This window comes from Glycomyces xiaoerkulensis (assembly GCF_002798405.1).
Taxonomy (GTDB): Bacteria; Actinomycetota; Actinomycetes; order Mycobacteriales; family Micromonosporaceae; genus Glycomyces; species Glycomyces xiaoerkulensis.
Genome location: NZ_PGGV01000032.1, coordinates 78,997 through 101,981, shown reverse-complemented (window position 1 = coordinate 101,981; position 22,985 = coordinate 78,997). Strand labels below are relative to the sequence as shown.

At 68.4% G+C, this 22,985-nt stretch carries 19 protein-coding genes; 15 read left to right on the top strand and 4 right to left on the bottom strand.

Going from position 1 to position 22,985, the window contains the following annotated elements:
• Positions 1 to 83 precede the first annotated feature (83 nt).
• Positions 84 to 815, top strand: coding sequence for a ribosome hibernation-promoting factor, HPF/YfiA family (gene hpf / locus CUT39_RS13330; RefSeq protein WP_100447381.1), 732 nt, complete (start codon positions 84 to 86; stop codon positions 813 to 815).
• 108 nt (positions 816 to 923) lie between these two features.
• Here hpf and CUT39_RS13325 read toward each other — a convergent pair whose 3' ends face one another.
• From CUT39_RS13325 to CUT39_RS13315, 3 genes are all read right to left on the bottom strand, one after another.
• Entirely contained in the window at positions 924 to 2,081 is a 1,158-nt protein-coding gene (locus tag CUT39_RS13325) for a L,D-transpeptidase (RefSeq protein WP_100447379.1), read from the bottom strand.
• A gap of 74 nt (positions 2,082 to 2,155) precedes the next feature.
• Positions 2,156 to 3,139, bottom strand: coding sequence for a GNAT family N-acetyltransferase (locus CUT39_RS13320; RefSeq protein ID WP_157930678.1), 984 nt, complete (start codon positions 3,137 to 3,139; stop codon positions 2,156 to 2,158).
• Positions 3,132 to 4,241 (bottom strand): GNAT family N-acetyltransferase, encoded by a 1,110-nt coding sequence (locus CUT39_RS13315; RefSeq protein ID WP_100447376.1) that lies wholly within the window; start codon positions 4,239 to 4,241, stop codon positions 3,132 to 3,134. The genes CUT39_RS13320 and CUT39_RS13315 overlap by 8 nt, the downstream gene beginning before the upstream one ends.
• 117 nt (positions 4,242 to 4,358) lie before the next feature.
• Here CUT39_RS13315 and secA point away from each other — a divergent pair, with 117 nt between their 5' ends.
• The 9 genes from secA (at position 4,359) to CUT39_RS13270 (ending at position 17,460) form a co-directional block, all read left to right on the top strand.
• Positions 4,359 to 7,286 (top strand): preprotein translocase subunit SecA, encoded by a 2,928-nt coding sequence (secA, locus tag CUT39_RS13310; protein WP_100447468.1) that lies wholly within the window; start codon positions 4,359 to 4,361, stop codon positions 7,284 to 7,286.
• Between the two features lie 4 nt (positions 7,287 to 7,290).
• Entirely contained in the window at positions 7,291 to 7,746 is a 456-nt protein-coding gene (locus tag CUT39_RS21840; RefSeq protein WP_408611145.1) for a DUF6912 family protein, read from the top strand.
• A 1,030-nt stretch (positions 7,747 to 8,776) separates the two neighbouring features.
• Entirely contained in the window at positions 8,777 to 10,405 is a 1,629-nt protein-coding gene (gene pruA, locus CUT39_RS13300) for an L-glutamate gamma-semialdehyde dehydrogenase (protein WP_100447372.1), read from the top strand.
• Positions 10,406 to 10,459: 54 nt separating this feature from the next.
• The gene (locus CUT39_RS13295; RefSeq protein ID WP_100447370.1) at positions 10,460 to 10,738 is read left to right on the top strand and encodes a DUF397 domain-containing protein; all 279 of its coding nucleotides are present in this window, start codon (positions 10,460 to 10,462) and stop codon (positions 10,736 to 10,738) included.
• 451 nt (positions 10,739 to 11,189) lie between these two features.
• On the top strand, positions 11,190 to 12,728 hold the full coding sequence (locus CUT39_RS13290) for a S8 family peptidase (protein ID WP_100447368.1): 1,539 nt from the start codon (positions 11,190 to 11,192) through the stop codon (positions 12,726 to 12,728).
• A gap of 9 nt (positions 12,729 to 12,737) precedes the next feature.
• Positions 12,738 to 13,352 (top strand): RNA polymerase sigma factor, encoded by a 615-nt coding sequence (locus CUT39_RS13285; RefSeq protein WP_100447366.1) that lies wholly within the window; start codon positions 12,738 to 12,740, stop codon positions 13,350 to 13,352.
• Positions 13,339 to 13,872, top strand: coding sequence for a carboxypeptidase regulatory-like domain-containing protein (locus CUT39_RS13280; protein ID WP_157930677.1), 534 nt, complete (start codon positions 13,339 to 13,341; stop codon positions 13,870 to 13,872). Before CUT39_RS13285 ends, CUT39_RS13280 begins: the two co-directional genes overlap by 14 nt.
• A 10-nt stretch (positions 13,873 to 13,882) precedes the next feature.
• Positions 13,883 to 16,396: a CHAT domain-containing protein gene (locus tag CUT39_RS13275; RefSeq protein ID WP_100447362.1), complete on the top strand. Its 2,514-nt coding sequence runs from the start codon at positions 13,883 to 13,885 to the stop codon at positions 16,394 to 16,396.
• Positions 16,397 to 16,458: 62 nt separating this feature from the next.
• Positions 16,459 to 17,460, top strand: a complete 1,002-nt coding sequence (locus CUT39_RS13270) for a Fic family protein (RefSeq protein ID WP_100447360.1) — start codon at positions 16,459 to 16,461, stop codon at positions 17,458 to 17,460.
• Between the two features lie 504 nt (positions 17,461 to 17,964).
• Here CUT39_RS13270 and CUT39_RS13265 read toward each other — a convergent pair.
• On the bottom strand, positions 17,965 to 18,513 hold the full coding sequence (locus CUT39_RS13265) for a helix-turn-helix domain-containing protein (protein ID WP_100447358.1): 549 nt from the start codon (positions 18,511 to 18,513) through the stop codon (positions 17,965 to 17,967).
• 257 nt (positions 18,514 to 18,770) lie between these two features.
• Between CUT39_RS13265 and CUT39_RS13260 the strand changes: the two genes are divergently transcribed.
• The 5 genes from CUT39_RS13260 to CUT39_RS13240 are packed head-to-tail and all read left to right on the top strand — an operon-like array spanning position 18,771 to position 22,972.
• Positions 18,771 to 19,463, top strand: coding sequence for a DUF4129 domain-containing protein (locus CUT39_RS13260; protein ID WP_157930676.1), 693 nt, complete (start codon positions 18,771 to 18,773; stop codon positions 19,461 to 19,463).
• Positions 19,460 to 19,969, top strand: a complete 510-nt coding sequence (locus CUT39_RS13255; protein WP_100447354.1) for a hypothetical protein — start codon at positions 19,460 to 19,462, stop codon at positions 19,967 to 19,969. Before CUT39_RS13260 ends, CUT39_RS13255 begins: the two co-directional genes overlap by 4 nt.
• Positions 19,969 to 21,006: an AAA family ATPase gene (locus tag CUT39_RS13250; RefSeq protein WP_100447352.1), complete on the top strand. Its 1,038-nt coding sequence runs from the start codon at positions 19,969 to 19,971 to the stop codon at positions 21,004 to 21,006. The genes CUT39_RS13255 and CUT39_RS13250 overlap by 1 nt, the downstream gene beginning before the upstream one ends.
• On the top strand, positions 21,003 to 22,358 hold the full coding sequence (locus CUT39_RS13245) for a DUF58 domain-containing protein (RefSeq protein ID WP_100447350.1): 1,356 nt from the start codon (positions 21,003 to 21,005) through the stop codon (positions 22,356 to 22,358). The genes CUT39_RS13250 and CUT39_RS13245 overlap by 4 nt, the downstream gene beginning before the upstream one ends.
• The gene (locus CUT39_RS13240; protein ID WP_100447348.1) at positions 22,355 to 22,972 is read left to right on the top strand and encodes a hypothetical protein; all 618 of its coding nucleotides are present in this window, start codon (positions 22,355 to 22,357) and stop codon (positions 22,970 to 22,972) included. Before CUT39_RS13245 ends, CUT39_RS13240 begins: the two co-directional genes overlap by 4 nt.
• The last annotated feature ends 13 nt before the right edge of the window (positions 22,973 to 22,985 follow it).

Here is a 22,985-nt window from a genome sequence, read left to right as displayed (position 1 = left end):
TACCGGGCTACCGGCTCCGGACCCAGCTAGCAGAACATCGTCAGCATCGCCGTACCCGCGGAATGCACCTGGGAGGTTCAGAGGTGGAAATCGTCGTCAAGGGCCGTAACGTAGAGGTTCCCGACCACTACCGGGAGCTCGTCGAAGAGAAGATCGAAGCCAAGATCGCCAAGTACCTGGCACGGTACGACGGCGACGCGATCGACATCGACGTCGAGCTGTACCACGAGCCCAACCCCCGTCAGAACGACCATGCCCAGCGCGTCGAGATCACTTGCCGCCCCAACGGCGCGGTGATGCGGGCCGAGGCCAGCTCCGGGGACTTCCGCTCCGCATTCGAAGTGGCCTGCACCAAGCTCGGCCACCAGTTGCGGAAGGCCTCCGACCGCAAGCGGGTCCACCGCGGCGGCAAGTCGCGGCCGATCTCACTGGCCGAGGCCACGGCGGCCGCGCAGATGGAGCACGGTGGTTACCGGCAGGGGCGCGCCGGCAGGGCCCAACCGATGAGCAGCCGCGGAACGCTCACCGAGCCGAGAGGCGTGGGAGCCGGCCCCGAACGCGAGGACTACGCGAACGCGCACTTCATCTCTGAGGATGTCGACCACTACGAGGGCCTGGTCGAGGAGCACCTGCCCGGACGGATCGCCCGCGAGAAGATCCACCCGGGGGAGCCGATGACCGTCGACGACGCCCTCGAGAACATGGAGCTCGTGGGACACGACTTCTACCTGTTCCACGACAAGGAGAGCGGCAAACCGTCGGTCGTCTACCGCCGCCGCGCCTACGATTACGGGCTGCTGCGGCTCGACCTGTAGCCGCCACCGAGACCTGTCCCATCGGTCCGGATGCTTTGAGGGGTGGCATCCGGACCGGCCGAGAGGCCCCGAGCGAACGCTCGGGGCCTCCGGTGCGTCCGGAGCCGTCTACTCGAGCGCCGAGCCCTGCTGCCATTCCTCCCACGACAGGATCCAGTAGCCCCAGCCGTTCGTCCACGGCATCTCGCGCGGGGAGCCGACGACCTCGACCGGGTCGCCGCGCTGGGCGATCTCGTAGAACCACTTCGCGTTCTCGTCGCTCGCGTTCAGACAGCCGTGCGAGACGTTGGTGTTGCCCTGGGCCCACTCCGACCACGGCGCGCCGTGGATGAACTCGCCGGAGGCGTTGATGCGGGTGGCCCAGTTGACCGGGGTCTCGTAGTAGTCGGGGTCGTCCTCGTCCTTGCCGGGCGCCACCATCACCTTGTGCTCGACCTTCGACATCACCAGGTGCACGCCGGTGGCGGTGTGGTACTCCCACTCCGAACCCGAGCCGTAGCTGATGGGGATCTCCTTGGCGACCTCGCCGTCGATCTCCACGGTCATGCTGTGGGAGCTCACATCGGCGTAGGTGATCTGGGAGGCGCCGACCTCGATGTCCACCGAGTGGTCCTCGCCGCCCCAGGCGCCGTCGCCGAGGAGGGCGCCGTCGAACGCGGCGGTGAAGGTCACCGTCTGGTGCGGCTCCCAGTACTCCTTGGTCCGGTAGATCACCTGCGAGTCGCTGATCCACCGCCAGGCGCCCTCGTGGTCCTTCTCGGACTCCACCCGGAGCTGCTGCTCGACCCGGGCGCGGTCGGGGGCGGCCTCGGTGAAGGTGACGATGATCGGCGCGCCGACGCCGACGGTCTCGCCCTCGATGGCGGGGGTCACGTCGAGTACGGCGAAGCCGGAGTCGTCGCGGCTCTCGGTGACGAATTCCTCTTCGATGGAGGTCACGGTGCCGTCGGAGCTGACGGCCATGGCGGTCACGGTATAGGTGCTTCCGGCGTCCATGACCGTTTCGGAGGTCCATTCGGTGAGGTCCTCGCTGAAGGCGCCCTCGATGGTCTTGGCGCGGTCGGAGGTGACCGAAACCTCCTCGAGGATCCCGTCGACGGCGGTAAGGGTGAACGATTCGGTCGGGTCCTGCGGATCGCCTGCCTCCAAACCGATCTCGGGGACGATGGGGGCAGGGGTGAAGGCACCCTGCTGCGGTGCGCCGCAGGCACCGGCGAACAGCAGCACGATGGTGGCCGCGAGCACGCGGGCGGGCAAGAACTTCAAGGGGATTCCTCCACTGAATGATGCGACCTGTTCACTATATATTGGACGCGCATCACACCGGGGAAGGTTGCGGTTCAGGTCCGGGAAAGTGTGGCCCAGACCAAGGTGTCCCGCCTGGTTCCGTCCACCGACGGGAGTCCGCCCCGCTCGACGCCCTCCAGCCTGAAGCCCGTACGCCGCAGCACCGCCTGCGAGGCGGCGTTGTGGACGTCGGTTCCGGCCCAGACCCGGTCCAGTCCGACCTCCTCGAACGCCCACCGGCAGATCAGCCGGACCGCCCCGGTCGCGTAGCCCTTGCCGCGGGCGTCGGCACTCAGGTCGTAGCCGATCATCGCCGTGCCGATCAGCCGCGCCACGTCGTAGAGCCCGATCGTGCCCCGGTAGCCGGCGCCGTCGTCGATGACCATCAGCGCCGCCCGACCCAGCAGCCAGTCCACCGCCGCCCGCCACTCGCACATCTCGACCACCTCGCCGACGCTCGGCGGCAGCGGCAGCGCCGCCCCCGAGTACACGTCGGGGCTGGTGCGGTGCCGCAGATGGGCCTCGAAGTCGTCCGGCCGCAGCGGCCGCAGCGAGACCGTGCCGTCGGTCAGCTCCCCGCCGGCCAGGTCGGGCAGCACCCTGGGTGCCGGTCCGCGGCCGTCGCCGGCCAGCAGCCCCAGCCCGAGCGCGTCGCCCCCGTCGTACGCGCCGCCGCGGATCACCCCCGAATCGGGGCGGAACCCGGCCCGCATGGCCGCGCGGATCGCCGCCGGCTCCCGCACCGGCGGGCGCGTCTCGATCCGGCGGACCCCCGAGGCGAACAGCGGCGGCGCCGCCGCCTTCAGCATGGCCGCGCCGAGCTTTCTGCCGCGCTGCTCGGGGGCCACCCAGAACCGGACCGACACGACCCCGTCGGCCTCGGTCAGGCGCATCGCCCCCCAAAGCCCGTCGCCCTCGGGCGCGACCGCCACCAGGTCGGGTTCGAACCCGCATTCGATCTTCGCATCGTCGTCCGCCTGGCGCAGAGTGAAAGCCGCCGTCGTGACCGGCTCGATGACATACACGCCCTCAGCCAAGCAGGGAGCCGACCCACGAGTCAAGCCGTTCGCCCGGTCTGTGCAGAAAATGCCGCCTCGTGCCTTCCACGACGAACCCGGCCTTCTCGGCCACCCTCCGGGACGCCTCGTTGCCGACCACCGCCCGCCAGTCGACCTTCTCCAGCGCGAGCTCCTCGAACCCCAGGCGGCAGATCCGCTTCACCCCCGCGCTCGTCCAGCCGCGGCCGCGGGCCCACGGCGAACACATGTAGCCGATCTCGGCCTCACCGGGCTCGCCGAGCGACAGCTCGACCGCCCCGCAGAACCGGTCGGCGTCATCGGCCAGAACATAGTAGACGTTCGTGCCGCGGTCCCATCTCGACCGCGTCAGCCGGAGGAAATCGTCGGCGTCGGAGCGCGTGTACCCGGCCGGCACGCTGGTGTACCGCTGCGTCTCCTCGTCCGCGCAGGTCGCGGCCACGTCGTCGAGGTCGCCCTCGCGCAGCGGCCGCAGCCGCAGCCCGGCCACGTCGGTCCCCAGCACCGGCTGCTCGGCCATGAAGAACCCCGCCTGCGCCTTGAGCACCGCGTAGTCGGCCGGCGGGTCGTCGGGGCCACGCAGCTCGCCGGGGACGATCCCGCCGATCCAGCAGTCCCGCGGCGTGCCGCGCTGGTAGACCCCGTTCCGGGCGATGCCCTCGACGGTGAAGCCGGTGCGGACCGCCGCCAGCCGGGAGGCGTGGTTGCCCACGATCGCGTCCCAGGAGACGCGCTGCATGGCCAGGTTGTCGAACGCGAACCGCACCGCCGCGCGGATCGCCCGCTGCGCCACGCCCCGGCCCCGCGCCCAGGGCGCGGTGACGTAGGTGATCGAGGCTTCGCGGGCGAACGAGTGCGACAGCGCCGCCGACCCGAGCAGGGCCCCGGCCTCGTCGACGATCGCCCAGCGCGGATTGCCGGCCCGCCAGTGCCGCCGGCACACCTCGAGGAACCGGTCGCGCTCCTGCCCGGTCCACGGCAGCGGCATGACCAGGAACCGCTCGACGAGCGGGTCGTCGTAGACGCGCTGCAGATCGGGGAGGTGCCGCGCCTCCCAGGGGACGAGCCGCAGGCCTTCTGCTTGGAGGGTGACCGGATCCATACCGAACGATTGTGCCGCAGCGGCCGTCCGGAGGTCGACCAGGTTTCGACGCGTACTATTGAACGCGAAATCCACCCTTGATCCGTGGCCAAGACGTTGCTGGGAGCTGACTTCACCGTGTCATTGTTCGAAAGGGTCCTGCGGGCCGGCGAGGGCCGCGCCATCAGGCGGCTCCACGCCATTGCCGACGCCATCGACTCGATGGAACCCGAGTACGAGTCGATGACCGACGCGGAGCTCCGCGGCCTGACCGACGAGTTCAAAAAGCGCCTCGCCGACGGCGAGACCCTCGACGACCTGCTCCCGGAGGCGTTCGCCACCGTCCGGGAGGCCGCCAAGCGCGTCCGCGGGATGCGGCACTTCCACGTGCAGCTCATGGGCGGAGTCGCCCTCCACCAGGGCAACATCGCCGAGATGAAGACCGGTGAGGGCAAGACCCTCGTGTCCACGCTCCCGGTCTACCTCAACGCCCTGAGCGGCGAGGGCGTCCACCAGGTCACCGTCAACGACTACCTGGTGCGCCGCGACGCCGAGTGGATGGGTGAGATCCACCGCTTCCTGGGCCTGAGCGTCGGCGTCGTGCTGCCCGGCGAGGGCTCGGACAGGCACCGCGAGGCCTACGAGTGCGACGTCACTTACGGCACCAACAGCGAGCTGGCGTTCGACTACCTCCGCGACAACATGGCCGGTTCGATCGACAACCTGGTGCAGCGCGGCCACAACTACGCCATCGTCGACGAGGTCGACTCGATCCTGATCGACGAGGCCCGCACCCCGATCCTCATCTCCGGCCCCGCCGAGCACCAGCAGCGCTGGTACACCGAGTTCGCCCGGATCGTGAACGGGATGCGCCCCGACCAGCACTACGAGGTCGACGAGGGCAAGCGCACGATCGCCATCACCGAGGAGGGCGTCGCCAAGGTCGAAGACCGGCTCGGCATCGAAAACCTCTACGACTCGGTCAACACCCCCCTGGTCGGCTACCTCAACAACGCCATCAAGGCCAAGGAGCTGTTCGAGCCCAACCGCGAGTACATCGTCTCCGAGGGCGGCGAGGTCCTCATCGTCGACGAGTTCACCGGTCGCGTCCTCCCGGGCCGCCGCTTCAACGAGGGCATCCACCAGGCCATCGAGGCGAAGGAAGGGGTGGAGATCAAGCAGGAGAACCAGACCTTCGCGACCACCACCCTGCAGAACTACTTCCGCATGTACGACAAGCTCGCCGGCATCACCGGTACCGCCCAGACCGAGGCCGCCGAGTTCCACCGCGTCTACGACGTCGGCGTCGTCACCATCCCCACCAACAAGCCGATGATCCGCGCCGACCGCTCCGACGTCATCTACAAGACCGAGGAGGCGAAGTACGCCGCCGTCGTCGACGACATCGTCGAGCGCCACGAGACCGGCCAGCCGGTCCTGGTCGGCACCGTCTCGGTCGAGAAGTCCGAGATGCTCGCCCGGGCGCTGAAGAAGCGCGGCGTCAAGCACAACGTCCTCAACGCCAAGAACCACTCCCGCGAGGCCGACATCATCGCCCAGGCCGGCCAGAAGGGCGCGGTCACCGTCGCCACCAACATGGCCGGCCGCGGCACCGACATCATGCTCGGCGGCAACCCCGAGTACCTGGCCGCCGCCGAACTGCGTCAGCGCGGCGTCGACGAGGCCGACGAGGAGACCTACGCCCAGGCCTGGGAGGAGACCCTCAAGAAGTTCGAGGAGATCAGCGCCGCCGAAGCCGACGAGGTCCGGGACGTGGGCGGCCTGTACGTGCTCGGCACCGAGCGGCACGAGTCCCGCCGCATCGACAACCAGCTCCGCGGCCGCGCCGGCCGCCAGGGCGACCCCGGCGAGTCCCGCTTCTACCTGTCGCTGTCGGACGACCTGATGAAGCGGTTCAACGCCGACGCGGTGCGCGGCATGATGAACCGGCTCCGCGTCCCCGACGACGTCCCGATCGAATCCAAGCTCGTCACCAAGCAGATCGAGTCGGCGCAGTCCCAGATCGAAGGCCACAACGCCGAGATCCGCAAGAACGTCCTCAAGTACGACGAGGTCATGAACAAGCAGCGCACCGTCATCTACGACGAGCGGCGCTCGGTCCTGCGCGGCGACGACGTCTCCGACCAGGTCTCGCACATGATCGACGACGTGCTCGAGGCCTACGTCGCCGGCGCCACCGCCGACGGCTACGCCGAGGACTGGGACCTCGACGAGCTGTGGAGCGCCTTCAAGCAGCTCTACCCGATCCGCCTCACCAAGGACGAGCTCATCGAGCGCGTCGGCGGCATCGACAAGCTCGAGCCCGACACGCTGCTCGAGGCCGTCCAGGAGGACGCCCACGCCGCCTACGCCCAGCGCGAGGAGGAGTTCGGCGCCGACGTGCTGCGCAGACTCGAGCGCCGCGTCATGCTCCAGACGATCGACCGCAAGTGGCGCGAGCACCTCTACGAGGTCGACTACCTCAAGCAGGGCATCAGCCTGCGCGCCTACGCCCAGCGCGACCCGGTCATCGAGTACCAGCGCGAGGCCTACGACATGTTCCAGACCATGCTCGACGGCATCAAGGAGGACACCGTCCGGTTCCTGATGAACGCCGAGCTCAAGCGCCCCGCCGAGGGTGCCGAGTCCGGCAAGTCCTCCGAACCGGTGGCCGAGATCCGGGGCCTGGAGCCGCTGCAGCGCCCCGACCAGTTGCGCCTGAGCGCACCCGCCATCGACGGCGCCGCCGGCACCGGGGCCACGCAGGTGCGCGACACCGACGCCTCGGGCGACTCGGCCGTGCGCCCGCCGAAGGCCCTGCAGGGCGGCAAGAAGCGGGACGTCCAGCGCACCCCGGGCGTCGGCAGCAAGGGCAGCGCCAAGGTCGCGTCCAAGGCCGCCCGCTCGGCCGGGCCGCGCAAGGCCACCACCAAGCCGCCGGCGCAGCAGGCCAACCCCAACCAGCGGCAGACGTCGAACGAGCCGGCTCGGAACGCGCCGTGCCCGTGCGGCTCGGGCAAGAAGTACAAGCGCTGCCACGGCGCGCCCGGCGCCCCCGCACAATAAGCGCATGACCCGCATCTACGTTCCCGCGAACCTCGCGATGCTGCGGACGCTGGCCGACTCCGGCGAACTGGGGCCGGCCGCGCCGGTGCACATGGTGACCGCCGAGCTGCGCGCGGCCGCGCCCGATGCCGGCCTGGAGGACCTGGAGTACACCGCGTTCGCCGACGCCGCGCTGGCGGCGGTGGCCCTCCTGGTCGGGCAGGTGCCGCGCCGGGCGGTGGTGTCGGCCGACGTGCCCGAGCGCCTCCTGTCCGAGCGGGAGGGGACCGCGGCGGACCTGGACGGGGTGGTCAAGCTGGCGAGGGTCGCGGCGGTCCACGTCGACGACGCCGACGCGGCCGAGGCGATCGCCGCCTCCGACCCGCCCGACCTGGACGAGGTGGAGCGGCACGTCCTGGACTGGTACGCCCCGTCGGAGCTTAACGAGCTCTTGGGGGTCTTGGGCAGCAGCAGGCCGTAGGCGAGTACCGAGCAGACCGCTCCGGCGAACAGCACGGTCATGGACCCGTTGTACTGCCACTGGAAGGTGAGCGCCAGGGACGCCTCGTCGGCCGGGGCGACCCGGTCGGCCCCGAGCGCGAGCACTACCTCGACGCCGATCTGGGCGACGATGGTCGCCAGGAACCAGATCAGGCCCGGGAGCGCACCGGCGAACAGGTGGCCGTAGAGCTTGGAGCCGGACCGCGCCGCGCGCAGCAGCCCGAATGCCGCGAACCCGCACAGCAGGCCGACGGCGAACGGGGCGATGGCGCCCAGCAGGTTGTACCGGTCGAGCGGGTCGCTGAACAGGCTCCTGGAGGCCGAGTCCAGCAGCCCGCGCAGGAACATGGACATCAGCAGCACCAGCGCGGCCCCCAGTCCGGCGACGACGGGCATCCGCCCCCGCGGCATCGCCAGCGCTCCGCCGACGAGCGCGGACCCGAACAGCAGCAGGGCCAGCGCCAGCGCGATGGCGGCGTCGACGCTGAACAGCGCATAGGCCGTCGCGCCGGCGAGCAGGCCGACCGCGGCGGACCCGAGTGCGGTCGCCGGCAGCCGCGGCCGGTCCAGGCGAGCGGCCGTCACTCCGCCGACGGCCCCGGCGAACATGGCGACGATGACGGGGCTGAACAGGCTCAGCGCCAGGATCATGACGCCGGTCTGGTCGAGCCCGTCGGCCATGCCGGTGAGGGAGTAGAGCGAGTACAGCACCCCGCCGAGCGAGGCGAGCGCGCCGACCCCGAGCACGACCGCCGCCCAGCGCGGTTCCCGCTTCGGCGCCCGGGCCAGGTCGACCTCGCCGGTCGGCGGCGAATCCTGTGTATCGGTCACCGGCCAAGCGTACGTACGGGCGCCCGCGGGGCTCCAATCGGCGGGGTCGGCTTTTGTTCACATCGCACCGGGTCACGGGGTGCGAACTGTGCGAGGATGACGAGGAGGGAAGCCGTGGGGTAGCCTCTGGAATAATGGGCTATGCCCGTAGATGGCCATCGAATCAATGGGAGAGTGCGATGGATGCCTTGTTTGCCGTCCCCACCCCGAAGAATGAACCGGTGTACGACTACGCACCGGGCACCCCCGAGCGCGAGAGCCTCCAAAAGAAGCTCGACGAGCTCGCGGGAACGCAGCTCGACCTCGACATGAACATCGCCGGCCAGTGGCGCCGCGGCAGCGGCGCCGAGCTCAAGGTGGTCCAGCCGCACCGCCACGCGCACGTCCTCGGCCTCGCCCACGAGTCCACCGACTCCGAGGTGGCCGACGCCGTCGCCGCCGCGAAAGCCGCGCGCGCGGAGTGGACCCGCACCGACTTCGCCGACCGGGCCGCGATCTTTCTGCGCGCCGCCGAGCTCCTCTCCGGCCCGTACCGCGACGTCATCAACGGTGCGACGATGCTGGGCCAGTCCAAGACCGCCGCACAGGCCGAGATCGACTCGGCGTGCGAGCTGATCGACTTCCTGCGCTTCAACGTGGCCTTCGCCGAGGAGATCTACCGCAAGCAGCCCCAGTCGTCCAAGGGCATGTGGAACCGCACCGACCACCGCCCGCTCGACGGGTTCGTCACGGCGATCACCCCGTTCAACTTCACGGCCATCGCCGGCAACCTGCCGACCGCCCCGGCGATCATGGGCAACACCGTGGTGTGGAAGCCCTCGCCGACCCAGCAGTTCGCGGCCCACTTCTTCATGCGGATCCTGCTGGAGGCCGGCCTGCCGCCGGGCGTGATCAACATGGTGACCGGCTACGGCGAGTCGGTGTCGAACGTGGCCCTGAACGACCCGGACCTGGCCGGGCTGCACTTCACCGGCTCGGTGCGCACCTTCAAGAACCTGTGGCGGTCGGTCGGCGAGAACATCGACGGCTACCACGCCTACCCGCGCATCATCGGGGAGACCGGCGGCAAGGACTTCATCGTCGCCCACCCGAGCGCCGACCCGCAGCACCTGGCGGTGGCGATGGTCCGCGGCTCCTACGAGTACCAGGGCCAGAAGTGCTCGGCGGTCTCGCGCACCTACGTCCCGGCCTCGCTGTGGAACAAGGGCCTGCGCGACATCGTGGTGGGCATGACCGAGGGGATCACCTACGGCGACGTCCGGGACTTCTCGAACTTCGGCGGCGCGGTGATCGACGACCGGGCGTACGCCAAGCACACGGCGCTGTTCGACCGCCTGCGGAACGACGACAAGGCCCGCGTGGTGACCGGCGGCGGCGCCGACGACTCCGAGGGCTACTTCGTCGAACCGACCCTGGTCGAGGTCAGCGACCCGAACCACGAGATGTTCACCCAGGAGTACTTCGGGCCGATCAACGCGGTGTACGTCTACGACGACGACGAATTCGAGTCGGTAGTGAAGCAGGCCGCCCACGTCGCGCCGTTCGCGCTGACCGGCGCGCTGTTCGCCACCGACCGGAAGGCGATCGCGTGGGCCAGCGAGGAGCTGCGCTTCAGCGCCGGCAACTACTACATCAACGACAAGCCGACCGGCGCGGTGGTGAACCAGCAGCCGTTCGGCGGCTCCAGCGGTTCGGGTACGAACGACAAGGCCGGTTCGTGGCAGAACATGGTGCGCTGGGTGAGCCCCAGGTCGATCAAGGAGAACTTCGTTCCGCCGACCGATTACCGCTACCCGCACCAGGGCTGAGTCTCACCGGAAGGGGCCCGGGGCGTCGGCTCCGGGTCCCTTTATCCTTGGGTGATGACGAAGCGTGAGCACCCGCTCAAGGGAGAGTTCGACACCTCATCGGCCCGCTGGGAGCGGACGACGCGCGAGGACGGGACGCCCGCGGCGCTGGAGATCGGCTACGCCGACAACGGCATGGTGGCGCTGCGCCTGGCCGAGGACCCCGACGGCGACGTCCTCATCTACACCCCCTCGGAGTGGAAGGCCTTCGTCGAGGGCGTCAAGGACGGCGAGTTCGACATCGAGAGCTGGGAGAACGAGCCGATCGTCGAAGTGATCGAGGACGACCGCTAGCCGCCGGCCCGTAGAGCCCCTTCTCGGGCCGCGGACACGCGGCTCCGCTGACCGGCAGTACGCCTACTCGCCCTGTGCCCGAACGACTCGCCCGGCGCGGGCGGACCCGGCCTCCAGTGCCGCCGACCAGGGGCGCCATCGATGCGGCCCTGTTCCTTCACGAACCGCTGACCGGCACGGTATTCGACCCGGTCGCGCACCCGCCTGCGCAGAATTCCGAGGAAAATTCTGCGGGGCGCTGTATCTGCGGTCACGATGAGCGCTCTTTACCGGTGAACGCGGTTGATACCGGTCCAGCACATGACAACGGCCGCGTTCCGGGCTTGAGTGCCCCCGGGCCTGAACAACCGACCTGGGACCATGCGCCTCAGGGACAGCGAGGAGCATCAATGACAAGTATCGTTCTCCTCGTTACACAACTGCATACACCCCCGACCCGAGAGGAGCTCCCATGCGTTTGGTCTTCAGCCATGAAGAACCCCATCTAGAGCGAAACGACCAGCGCGACCGCATGACCGGCGTGCCCAGTTTGTCTCCGCCGACGCTTGACCGGCACAGTGGCCGAGTCCTGCGGCCGGGTCAGGCGGTTCGGGCCCCAGGCACGGCAATGCCCGTCGGCACGATCTACCGATACGACCGGCTCCTCGTCGATGAGTCGATCATCATGGACGACTCGCTGCGCCGTCGCCTTGAAGGCGCCGTCAGGCCGATCGGGTTGCGATTGGAATGTGAAGCGGGCCGCACCATCACCCCCGGTCAAGGATCGCACAGAGTGCCGGTTTCCCTTACCGGACAAGGGGACCCCACTGCTGTTGACGCATGGGCACTGCTTCAATCGCTCCGTACCGCTACCAACGAGGGGCGGCTGGCCTCAGAGGTCACCGACCGAGTGAGACTGGAGCACCTGCTGGTGGCCTGCATGTCTCCCAACATCAGCGGTGCCGAACCGCCTGACTCGAGTCCGCTGAAGCCGCTTGGCCGGATCCCGGTCGACATGGTGAATCCGATGCCGCTTCGCCGGCCGAAGGACAATCGCGTCAAAGTCGCCATTGTCGACTCTGGTGTGCCCCAGAGCCATTCCGCGTTCACTGTCGCGGACCGCAGGTCCGACGAGGATGCGTTTGTGCTGGTCGATGAGGAATTCCAACACAAACTTGCCGAGGGCTCGGACAGTCCGGCGCCGCCCCTTGATGATCCGTGGGAGGGGCCCGTCCACGAGGACACACTACTTGGTGAGGTCGCAACCCACTTCGGTCACGGAACGTTCATGACCGGTCTAATACGGCAGATGGCACCCGATGCCCAGGTGTACTCGCTGCGTGTCGTCCACAATGATGGTCTCGCCTACGAACATGAGCTGGTAGGAGCGTTGCACCACGTGGCGGACCAGGTTGAGGCTGCTCGTGGAGGCGATCCCGAGGCCGTCGCCGCCGATGTGGTCGTCCTGGCTATGGGCTATGTCGATGAGGATCCCGATGACGAACCCGAGACCTGGATGGGCGTCGCTATCCAGCGGCTCACCTCCCTTGGAGTCACCGTCGTCGCGGCTGCGGGAAATCAATCGTCCGACAGGCCGTTCTTCCCCGCCGCGTTCGCAGCATTCCCACGCCCGGATGATTCGGCACCGGTCCTCAGTGTCGGTGCCCTCAACCCGAACCGGAATGTGGCGATGTTCTCCAACGACGGGCCCTGGGTGTCCTGCTTCGCGACCGGGGCCGGATTGGTGAGCACCTTCCCCCAGGAAGCGAGAGGCTCGCTGATGCCGGACCGGCGGACGAGGGCGACCTTCGCGGACCGGCACCGGGAGAGTCATGATCCCGACGACTTCTCCTCAGGGTTTGCGGTTTGGGGAGGCACCTCCTTCGCCGCGCCGATCGCTGCCTCGTTCCTGGTCAACACTATGGCGGAACTCGGTCCGGATGTGGTGGAGGATTCGGCGAAGGCCGCCGCTCGCGCTCGTGGGGCGATCGAGCGGTTGAAGAACCGTTAGCCTGGAGCCATGAACGCGACTTCCGCTCATTCTGCGGCCGCTGTGGATTACGACCGGCGCGCGCAACTGTACGTGGCGGCGCGCGCAGGTGATGAGGGAGCGCAGCGCACCTTGGTCGAGGAGCTCAACGTGCTTCTCTGGCGAGTGGCCCGTCGGGCGGGTCTCGACCGAGAAAGCGCCGCCGACGCCGTCCAGACTGCATGGCTCCGCCTCTGGCGTCCGAGCACTGAGCTGGAGCATCCGCTTGCGCTGACGAAGTGGATGCTCACCACCGTCCGACGCGAAGCCTGGAGGCTGGCGGGTCGTTCTCGACGTGAAGTCGTGAGCGATCCAGTGGATATTCAAGAACCGATGATCGACGGCGTTGAGGAGGACTTGGTCCGCAGCGCCGAGCACGAATCCGTGCGACGTGCCTTCCTTGCCCAGGATGACAGGTGCCGACGACTGCTGGCCTATGTGGCCGCCGTCGATCGGCCGGATTACGACGACATCGCCGAAGCACTGGGGATGAAGAGGGGAAGCATCGGCCCCACGAGGGGACGCTGCTTGAACAAACTGAGAAGGACGCTACTGGCCGATCCGGCTTGGAGCAGAGGTGAGGAGCGGGACGATGATGCGGCGTGAACCTGAGTCTCAGGGTGAGAGCGAGCCGTTGGACTCCTGCGATCAGCGTATTCTGGCGGTGATCGACGAGCTCCATAATCGAGATGATCCGATACCCGATGATCTTAACGAGCGTGTGCTGTTCGCCTTGCAGTTGGAGGCCGAGCTGGATGCCCGCGTAGCGGGGGTGGCTCGGCCACCGGAACCGACGCTCGTTCGAGGTGAGACCGAAGTGGCTGTGGGCCAGGGTGACCCGGCGTCCATAACCTTCGACTGCGAGGCGTTGACCGTCATGGTCACGCCTCGCCCGGCCACGCCGGGGGAGGTGCGGCTGGATGGCTGGATCGGGCCCGAGGGCACGTACGAGGTCGAGCTGCGCAGTCCAGAGGGTGTACGACGGGCCGTGACCGAGGAAAGCGGCAGGTTCGTCCTCGACGGGCTGCCTCAGGGAGAAATGTTCCAACTGGTCATCCGGCCTGATGAGGAACTGCAGAGGGAAGGATTGCCTGCGGTGGTCGTAACACCCGCTGTGCGGTTGTAGCATTTGAAGAATGCTCCCCCGCGCCTGGCGTTTGTACGATCGCGGCCGGCGACTGCAGAGTCGTGGCCGCGTGATCGAAGCGGCCGAAGCTCACAACCAGGCCCTGGCACTGCTCCAATGGGATCCAGAGCGCACCCCCACGCCGGGTACCTCCCGTGCGCGGCTGATTGCAAGGCTATTGGCCAGCCGCGCCGCCGGGCTCACCTTCTCAGGGCAGGCTTGGAAAGGCATGAGGATGCTCGACCAAGCGGAGGAATTCGTCGACCCGCGGGATCGCGGCATCGTCGTGCACCAGAGAGCCCTGATTCTCTGGCAGAACGGGCGCCTCGCTGAGGCGTTGGAATGGTTTCACAAGGCCGAGCCGATACTTGAACGGCGGGGTCCGGATTGGCTGTATGCCGGGCTTTACATGAATCGCGCCGGTGTATGGCGGGATCTCGGCAATTTCCAAAAAGGTCTGGAAAGTACCCAGCGGGCCCAGGAGCTGTTCGCAGCTCTAGGGGGAACCATAAACCTGATCAAGGCCCGCCACATGGGCGCACTCCTGTGGCTGGAGCTCGGCGAGGTCACCCGTGCGATCAGGGAGTTCGAGGATCTCAGGCGTCTTTATCGGGAGCACGCTCCCGAACACGAGGCCCGGCTGGTCTCCGCTTACGCCGATGCACTGATGAGAGTCGGCATGTACCGTCAGTCGGCGGAGCTGTGGGAAGAAGCGATCGCCGGCGTTCGGTTGCAGGGCGACTTGCGGACCGCCGCTACGGGTGAGTTCTTCCGCGCGATCGTCGCCTTGGAGGCCACGGACTACGCCGAGGCCGAACTCTGGGCACATCGGGCGATGGAGACATTTTACGGAATGGGGATCGAGACGTGGGCGTTTCTTTCGAAGCTGCTTGCGCTTCAGGCGCTCTTCGACTCCGAACGGGCCGGTTCGGACTTCTCGACCAAGGTCGAGATGCTCTGCGCCGCGCTCGACAACCGCGGTTGGACTATGCGGATGGAGCAGGCTCGAATTCTCGCCGCGCGCTCCTACATCCGAGATCAAGCGTTCGAAACGGCGCAAGAGCACCTGGAGAGGCCAGTCGAAAGCCACGGATATGGCGCTCTGTCGGCAACTCTGGCACGGCATCTCGCATTGGCCGAACTGGCCAGGGCCGAGGACGACGATCCCTTTCCCGAGCTCCAGGCCGGACTGAACAAGCTCGACGAATATCGAACTGAATTCGGGTCGATCGAGTTCCAGGCCGGGGTGTCAGCCATAGGAATTCAGTTGGCCAGCCGCGGCCTGCACTGGGCCACTGAAGACGGAGATCCTGCTTGGATGTTCGCATGGGCCGAGCGGTGCCGCGCACAGGCCCTACGTATTCCTCCGGTGAAGTCAAGCGCCGACCCGGACGCCCGAGAATCCATCGGTCGGCTCCGGCAAGCCCGTCAGCGGCTGTGGGACATTCAGATGGATGGACGCGATGACACGGAGGCGATGCGGCGGGTCCGTGAGCTGGAAGAGGAGATCCGTGCGTACGACCGGAGCAAGCCGGGTCCCCGCCTGCAGGCCGAACGCATTACACCGGAACAGATTCAGCTCCTGGCTGAAGAGCGTGGAACGGTGATCGTCAGTCTCTATGGGATCAACGATCACCTGGTGGCGCTCGTGGCAGGGGTGGGCGGACTGCGGAATGTCCAGTTGATGAAATTGGAGGAGGCCGTCGAGTCCGGGCGGCGACTAGGAGCCGACCTCGATGCGCTCGGCGCACCATACCCTCTCCCGGACCGCCTGCGGCAAAGCGTCGAGGCTTCCGTTCGCCGGAATGCCGAAATCCTTTCCAGAGGCATCTGGGACCCGATCAGTGAACTGATCGGTGATCGTGACGTGGTGATCGTGCCTCATAGCAAACTGGCCTGGGTGCCTTGGCCGCTCCTGCCCCCGCTGCGCGGCAGAGCGATCACCGTCTCCCCCTCGGCCGAAGCCTGGTGGCGTGCAACGACTCGGCGGAGGCCCAACGGTCCGCCGCTGGCCGCCGCGGGGCCACGTTTGAATACCGCTGGAACCGAGATCAGCGCGATCGGAGGACTCTATCCGGGCGCGAACCTGATGCCGGCCGATGACTCCGACCCCGAACTCGTACTGAAGGCCCTGGACGGAGCTTCGGTCGCCCACCTCGCCGCCCACGGCCACCACGAGCCCGACAACGTCCTCTTCTCCCGTCTCGACTTCGGTCAAGGCCCGCTCAACGCCTACGAGCTCCTCGGCCTCGACCAGCCTCCCGGCCATGTGGTCCTGTCCTCCTGCGACCTCGGCCGCTCGACCGTCGCGGTCGGGAACGAGACTCTCGGCTTCACCGCGGCGCTGCTCCACGCAGGAACTTCCACCGTCGTGTCCAGCCTCGGCCGCGTCCCCGACGACCTGGCCGCCGAGATGATGATCGACTACCACCGCCGCTGCGCCGCCGGAGCGACTCCGGCCGAGGCCCTGGCTGCGGTGGGGGAGAACCGCCCCTGGCATCCCTTCGTCTGCTTCGGCGCTTGACAGGGGCCCCCGAATTTGTTCGGTACAATTAATTCCTCGTATGCGAACACTTTTGGAGGGCCATGTCGCCGCGGGGAAGGCCGTCGCGGGAGACGCTGTATGCGCGCCTCGACACCGCGGTCGCCGAGCTGCATGAGGTTTACGGAGGACTTCCGGGCGCGGACCAAGCCGCCGACGTCTGGTCGGATCTGTGGCACCGGGATACCCACCACAGCACCGCGATCGAAGGGAACACGCTGGCCCTGAGCGATGTCGAGCAGCTACTCGAGCGGGATCGGACCGCGCATGCGAAGCCCATGGCCGAGTACCTGGAGGTGCGAGGCTATGCGGACGCCGCCAAGTGGGTCTACGCCCAGGCGGCGGATGGACGCGTGCAAACGGACGAGGCGCCGCTGGTAACTATGCAGGAGGTCCGCCACCTGCACTTTCAAACCATGCGACTGGTCTGGGAGGTGGCACCGCACCCCCATGCGAGTCCCGAAGAAGGTCCCGGATCCTTCCGCCGCCATCAGATCGCCGAGTTTCCAGGCGGCATGAAACCGCCGTCATGGACCGAGGTCGACTCGCTGACGCGTACCTGGGTCGACGAAGCCTGCGATTTCGACGGCATCCCGGGGAAGCATGCCGTGGAGCGCCTTGCCTATCTCCACCACCGGTTCGAGCTGATCCATCCGTTCTTGGACGGCAACGGCCGTACCGGCCGCCTTTTGCTGAATCTATTGCTGGTCAGGCGGGGTTTCGTGCCCATCGTCATCGAGAAGCGGCGCCGTGACCGGTACTTGGACGCCCTGCAGTCGGCGGATGCGGGCAGGATCTCGAGCCTGGCCGAACTCCTCGCGCGGCAGGTGCTCGACAGCATTGAGCGATTCGCGCTGCCTGCGCTCGCCACCTCCACCCATCTGGCGCCCCTGGCGAGCCTGGCGTCCGACGACCTCGGCGAGCCGGCGCTCAGAGCGGCGGCGATTCGAGGACGCCTGCGGGCGGCGAAGAACGAATCCGGGCAGTGGGTCAGCAGCGCTGAAGCGGTGGAGGAATACCGGGCTTCGCGATACAAGCGCCGATAGCTTCACCGTCGTCTCGAGCCTCGGTCGAGTCCTCGCCGACGTGGCCGCCGAGATGATGATCGACTACCACCGCCGCTGCGCCGCCGGAGCGACTCCGGCCGAGGCCCTGGCTGCGGTGGGGGAGAACCGCCCCTGGCACCCCTTCGTTTGCTTCGGCGCTTGATCGGTGTCCCCGAATTTGTTCGGTACAATTAATTTCGCGTCTGCGAACACTTTTGGGGTATGTCTCCGCATGGCACGCGTCACTCGGGCCGAATTCCCCCAGGGCGCCGAGATCGGTACTGCGAGGAGCTTCGAGAGCATACGGGACTCTATTTTAATCTGGCCGCCACCTCTGTTTTAAGATGGCCGCGAGACGAATTTTAATTTGGCCGCCACTCGGGTATCAAAGGCTCGGGACCTTGTCACCTGTTCGCCCTGGTCGTCGGCTTGCGGAGCGCGAGACGCTTCAGGTTGACCGGAGTTCTGCGGTCGATTCGATCAGTCCAGAGCGTTCGAGTTGGGTCAGCGCGCCGCCGATCGTTTCGGAAGGGTTGTGGCAGGAGTGTGCGACGCATCGGAGGCAGGCCGGGACTCGTTCGGCCCCGAAGTCGATAACCTCCCCAGCTCTTGACCCAGGGCTCCCAGGTCGTCGGCCGCCTCCCGACGCTTCTCGTCGTCTGTTCGCTTGTAGACCAACAGATCCGAGAGAGCGACTCTGCGGTGTCGACCGACCTTGCGGTGAGGGATGTCGCCGCCTTCGAGCAGCCCGATCAGATAGGGGCGGGAGACACCGAGCAGGTCCGCGGCCTGCTGGGTGGTGAGTTCCGCCTGCGACGGGATCACCGATACCCCTCGGCCCTCGGCGAGCTGAGCGAGAATCTGCGCGAAGAGTGTGACGGCGGGGCGAGGCAGGACGAGCGAAGGCTCCCCGTGTTCGACGAGGACCTCGATCGTCTCCGGCTCCGACGGATGCTTCGCCAGGTAGTCCTTGATTCGGCGCAAGGCTCGCTGTGCGGCCTCGGCGTCGACGTCGTCCGGCTCGACGGAGCTGACGGACCCGATGCTGGTCATTCGGAACACCTCCTACTCGAATCATACGAAATAATCGAAATAAACGCAACAAAGGCGGCTCGGGTGCGCGGACTCGCCATCGGTGAACCCTGCAGGCGAGGAGCGGTCGATGCGGATGGGGTGAGGGGAGGGCATATGGTGGAAGCCGTCGCACCGGTACGAAGACGCCCCTTCGAGGTCCCCATGAACCACACAGCCGCCCAGCCGGCGGAGCAAGCGCGTACCCGCCCGCGCCCCCGCGCCGGCGGAGGATGCTGATGCGTCGCTGGGCGCCGGTGCTGCTGGTCGTGGCCGGACTCATCGTCGTCGGGATCGCCGCGCAGGGATCCGGGCTCCAATGGGGCGAGCGCGACCTCGACTGGGAGCGCCCCACGCAGGAGGCCGAAGAGCTCTTCATCGAGGACAGCCCCACCCAGACCACCGAAGCGCTCCCGCAGCCGCAGGACGAAGAAGGCGCGCAGCTCCCACCGTGGGTGTCCTGGCTGCTGCTGGCGATCTTCGTCGGCGTCCCCGCCGCCCTGCTGCTGGTGTTCCTCACCCGCAGGATCGTCTCGTGGCTGATCCGCTCCGAGATCACCGTCCCCGAAGTCGAGAGCGAGACCCACCACCAGCGGCGGGACATCAGACTCGTAGAAGAGGCGGTCGCCGCCGGACTCTCCGAGATCGACGTCGGGACCGACCCCCGGTCGGCGATCATGGCCTGCTGGGTGCACTTCGAGCGGGCCAGCGAGGCCGTGGGGATCTCGCGCGAGGCCTCCGATACGCCCTCCGACCTGGTCCAGAAGCTCCTGGACCACCACGACCTGGAACGGTCGTCCCTGTCGCGGCTGTCCGGCGCCTACCTGCGGGCGCGCTACTCGCCGCACGACGTCGACGAGACCGACCGCGACCGGGCCCGCGACGCCCTGGTCGACCTGCAACGCCAACTCGGCGTCCGGGAGGCCCGATGAAGGAGTTCCTCGCGCCCTTCGGACGGCTCCGCTTCTGGCCCGCGGCCGGCTGCGTCGCCGCCGCGCTGCTCTTCTGGTCCATGGCCCGCCTGTCCGGGATCGACCCCGCGCTCTGGCAGCTCCTCCTGCTCGCGCTGGCCGCACTGGCCTCCGGCGCCATCGTCTCCTCCATGCGGGCCGACACCGAGGCGCCGCCCGACCTGGTGGTGCACACCGTCAACACCCCCACCTGGCGCCCCTTCATCCAAGTCAACCGGTGGGAAGACCGGTTCATCTTCGCCGAGACCAAACCCGGGCAGTTCGAGACCAGCGCCGCCAAGCGGGACCTCGTCGAGCTGGTCGACGAGCGGCTCCGCCTGCGTCGGGGCCTGTCGCTGACCGACCACCCGGACCAGTGCCGAGCCGTGCTCGGCGAGCGCACCTACGCCTTCCTCACCCGACCCGTCGCCGACTGCCCCACCGACTGGCAGCTCGACCAGTACCTACGAAACATCGAGGAGATTTAATGGCCGGCAACGCAGAAACCGGAACAGCTCCGCGCGATGCACGCGTCGCTCCGATCAGCCTCGACGAGGTCTCCACCCACAGCCAAGCGGTCCTCAAGGCCGTGCAGTCGGTCATCGTCGGCAAGGAGGAGCCGCTCAAACTCGTCCTGGCCGGCATCCTCGCCGGCGGGCACATCCTGCTCGAAGACCTGCCCGGGCTCGGCAAGACCCTCACCGCCCGGTGCTTCGCCCAGAGCCTCGGACTCGACTTCCGCCGCCTCCAGTTCACGCCCGACCTGCTGCCGGCGGACGTGACCGGATCGTTCCTCTACAACCAGAAGACCGGCGAATTCGTCTACCGCAAGGGCCCGGTCCACACCAACCTGCTGCTCGCCGACGAGATCAACCGGACCCCGCCCAAGACGCAGTCGGCCCTGCTCGAAGCCATGCAGGAGCGCCAGGTCTCCGTCGAAGGCGAGACCTACGGGCTGGAGCGGCCGTTCACCGTCCTGGCCACCTCCAACCCCATCGAGTTCGAAGGCACCTACCAGCTCCCCGAGGCCCAACTCGACCGGTTCCTCCTCCGCGTCTCCTTCGGCTACCCCGACGAGAACGAGGAATGGGAGGTCCTCCAGCGCCGCATCGGACGCGGCCGCGAGGAGACCGACCTCGACCCCGTCATCGACGCCGCCACCCTCGTCAAGATGCAGCAGGCCCTCGAACACGTCACCGTCGAGGACTCCGTCGGCCGCTACATGGTCGCCATCGTCGCCGCCTCCCGCCGCCACTCCCAACTCCAGGCCGGCGCCTCGCCGCGCGGATCGCTCGCGCTCATGCTCGCCTCCCGCGCGCTCGCCGTCCTCGACGGCCGCGACTTCGTCACCCCCGACGACGTCAAGGGCGTCGCCTCGGCCGCGCTCACCCACCGGATCACCCTCCGCCCCGAACTGTGGATGCGCCGCATCGACCCCGCGACCATCGTCGACGACATCTGCCGGGCCGTGGAGGCACCGCAGACGGCCCAGGCACCCAGCTACAGCCACCTCCAGCAGCAATGAGCCTCGCAGTCGACCCCGCCCTGAACCTGCCCACCGACAACCCCCGGCCGCTGCGCAGGAAGACCCCGGAGCGCCCCGTCGAGTGGCGGCGCACCGCCTCCCTGTCCCGGGCCTTCGCCGTACCGGCGTTCTGCCTGCTCGCATCGGTCGTGTTCGGACGGGTCGACCTGGTCCTGCTCGCCGCGCCCTTCGCGGTCGGCACCGCCCTGCTGCTGCACCGGCGGCCGCAGCGGCCGCCCCGCGGGACCCTCGACACCGACGACCAGACCTGCGCCGAAGGCGAGACCGCCTCGGCGGCGCTCCGGGTCGCCAACCCCGAGCCGGTCCCGGTCACCACGCTGGTCACCGCCGTCGCCGACCCCTGGATCGACCTCCACACCGGCCGCGGCGACTTCGCCGAACGCATCGGGCCGGCCACCACCCGCGAAATGGTCGTCGCCGGCCGCGCCGAACGCTGGGGCGGCCACCACATCGGCCCCGTCCAGACGCAGTCCTTCGCCTGCGGCGGCCTCATCGAGACCACCGTCCAGACCCTCCCGGGCACGATGATCTGGGTGCTGCCGGTGCCCGACTGGTTCGAATCGGCCGAATCCCTGCCGTTCGCCGACGGCGTCGCCGGCGTCCACCGCTCCCGGCGCCTCGGCGACTCCGGCGAACTCGCCGAAGTCCGCCTCTACCAGCCGGGCGACCGTCTGCGCCGCATCGACTGGCGCACCTCGGCCCGGTCGCAGGACCTGTACGTCAACGCCACCCTCTCCGAGCGCGACACCGACGTCACCCTCATCCTCGACCTCCAGCTCGAGGCCGGCCGGTCCGGCGGCGTCGACGGCAGCGCCTCGGTCGCCGACCTCACCGTCCGGGCCGCCGGCGCCGTCGCCGCCCACTACGCGGTCCAAGGCGACCGCGTCGGCTGCATCGAGTTCGGCGCCCGCGCCCGCCGCATGAGAGCCGGCGCCGGACGCCGCCACAACCTCGCCCTCCTGCGCTGGCTCGCCTCGGTCGACATCCCGCCCGACCCGCTCCCGCCGTCGATCGCGATGCTCCGCCGCATGCTCAACAAGCAGCGCAGCCTCCACGTGGTCTTCACGCCCCTGCTGGCCGAACGCTCGATCGGACTGGTCGCCGAGCTGGCCCGCTCCGGCCGACCGGTGCTGTGCGTCGACACCCTGCCCGGCCACGTCTCCCCGCCGACCCGCACCCACTGGACGCACCACGCCGAGCGGATCTGGCGGCTCGGCCGCGAGAACACCATCATGGAGCTGCGCGAGCTCGGCGTCCCCGTCGAGCCCTGGGAGGACTCGGCCTCCCTCGACTCCGTCCTCGCCCAGTTGACCCGGAGGCGATACCGGTGACCGACATCGAACGCGGCCTGCTCCAGGCCCTCCGCGAAGGCGCCCTGCTCCGCGCCCGCAACGGACGGCGACGCCTCGGCACCTGGCTGCGGCGGATCGCCCCGGCCGCGGTGCTGCTGCGCCTCACCGTCGGCCTGGCCTACTTCGCCGCCGCCGAACTCGCCGTACCGCCGAGCTGGGCCACCTCCGCCGCCTTCGCCGGTGTCGCGGCCGCCGCCGCCCTGTTCGCCGCGCTCGCCCCCGGCGGCGTCGCCCCGCTGGCGACCACCGGGTTCGTCATCGCCGCCTGGATCATCGCCAGCGCCGTGGACCCGGCCCACACCGCCGGTCTCTGGCTCGCCGCCTCGGTCGCGCTCCTGCTCTACGCCGGACACGCGACCGCCGCGATCGCACAGCGTTTCCGCACCACTACCGACGTGGATGCTGAGATCATCCTCACCTGGGCCCGGCACCTGGGGATCGTCACCATTGCCACGGTTTCGCTGACCGTCGCCTTCGCGCTGTTCACCTCCTATTTCGCCGCCATCCCCGCGGCCGTGGCCGTCGGCGTCGGCATCATGGCCGCCCTCACAGTGATCTACGTCCTCGCGCGTTCGCTACACAACCCCAGCTAGAGCCGGTCAGACT

What these genes read in the sequence shown, in the direction of transcription:
- CUT39_RS13315 (WP_100447376.1), bottom strand. Translation starts at nt 4,241, where the DNA reads ATGGATCCGGTCACCCTCCAAGCAGAAGGCCTGCGGCTCGTCCCCTGG.
- CUT39_RS21840 (WP_408611145.1), top strand. Translation starts at nt 7,291, where the DNA reads ATGACCCGCATCTACGTTCCCGCGAACCTCGCGATGCTGCGGACGCTG.
- pruA (WP_100447372.1), top strand. Translation starts at nt 8,777, where the DNA reads ATGGATGCCTTGTTTGCCGTCCCCACCCCGAAGAATGAACCGGTGTAC.
- CUT39_RS13295 (WP_100447370.1), top strand. Translation starts at nt 10,460, where the DNA reads ATGACGAAGCGTGAGCACCCGCTCAAGGGAGAGTTCGACACCTCATCG.
- CUT39_RS13290 (WP_100447368.1), top strand. Translation starts at nt 11,190, where the DNA reads ATGCGTTTGGTCTTCAGCCATGAAGAACCCCATCTAGAGCGAAACGAC.
- CUT39_RS13285 (WP_100447366.1), top strand. Translation starts at nt 12,738, where the DNA reads ATGAACGCGACTTCCGCTCATTCTGCGGCCGCTGTGGATTACGACCGG.
- CUT39_RS13280 (WP_157930677.1), top strand. Translation starts at nt 13,339, where the DNA reads ATGATGCGGCGTGAACCTGAGTCTCAGGGTGAGAGCGAGCCGTTGGAC.
- CUT39_RS13275 (WP_100447362.1), top strand. Translation starts at nt 13,883, where the DNA reads ATGCTCCCCCGCGCCTGGCGTTTGTACGATCGCGGCCGGCGACTGCAG.
- CUT39_RS13270 (WP_100447360.1), top strand. Translation starts at nt 16,459, where the DNA reads ATGTCGCCGCGGGGAAGGCCGTCGCGGGAGACGCTGTATGCGCGCCTC.
- CUT39_RS13265 (WP_100447358.1), bottom strand. Translation starts at nt 18,513, where the DNA reads ATGACCAGCATCGGGTCCGTCAGCTCCGTCGAGCCGGACGACGTCGAC.
- CUT39_RS13260 (WP_157930676.1), top strand. Translation starts at nt 18,771, where the DNA reads ATGCGTCGCTGGGCGCCGGTGCTGCTGGTCGTGGCCGGACTCATCGTC.
- CUT39_RS13255 (WP_100447354.1), top strand. Translation starts at nt 19,460, where the DNA reads ATGAAGGAGTTCCTCGCGCCCTTCGGACGGCTCCGCTTCTGGCCCGCG.
- CUT39_RS13250 (WP_100447352.1), top strand. Translation starts at nt 19,969, where the DNA reads ATGGCCGGCAACGCAGAAACCGGAACAGCTCCGCGCGATGCACGCGTC.
- CUT39_RS13245 (WP_100447350.1), top strand. Translation starts at nt 21,003, where the DNA reads ATGAGCCTCGCAGTCGACCCCGCCCTGAACCTGCCCACCGACAACCCC.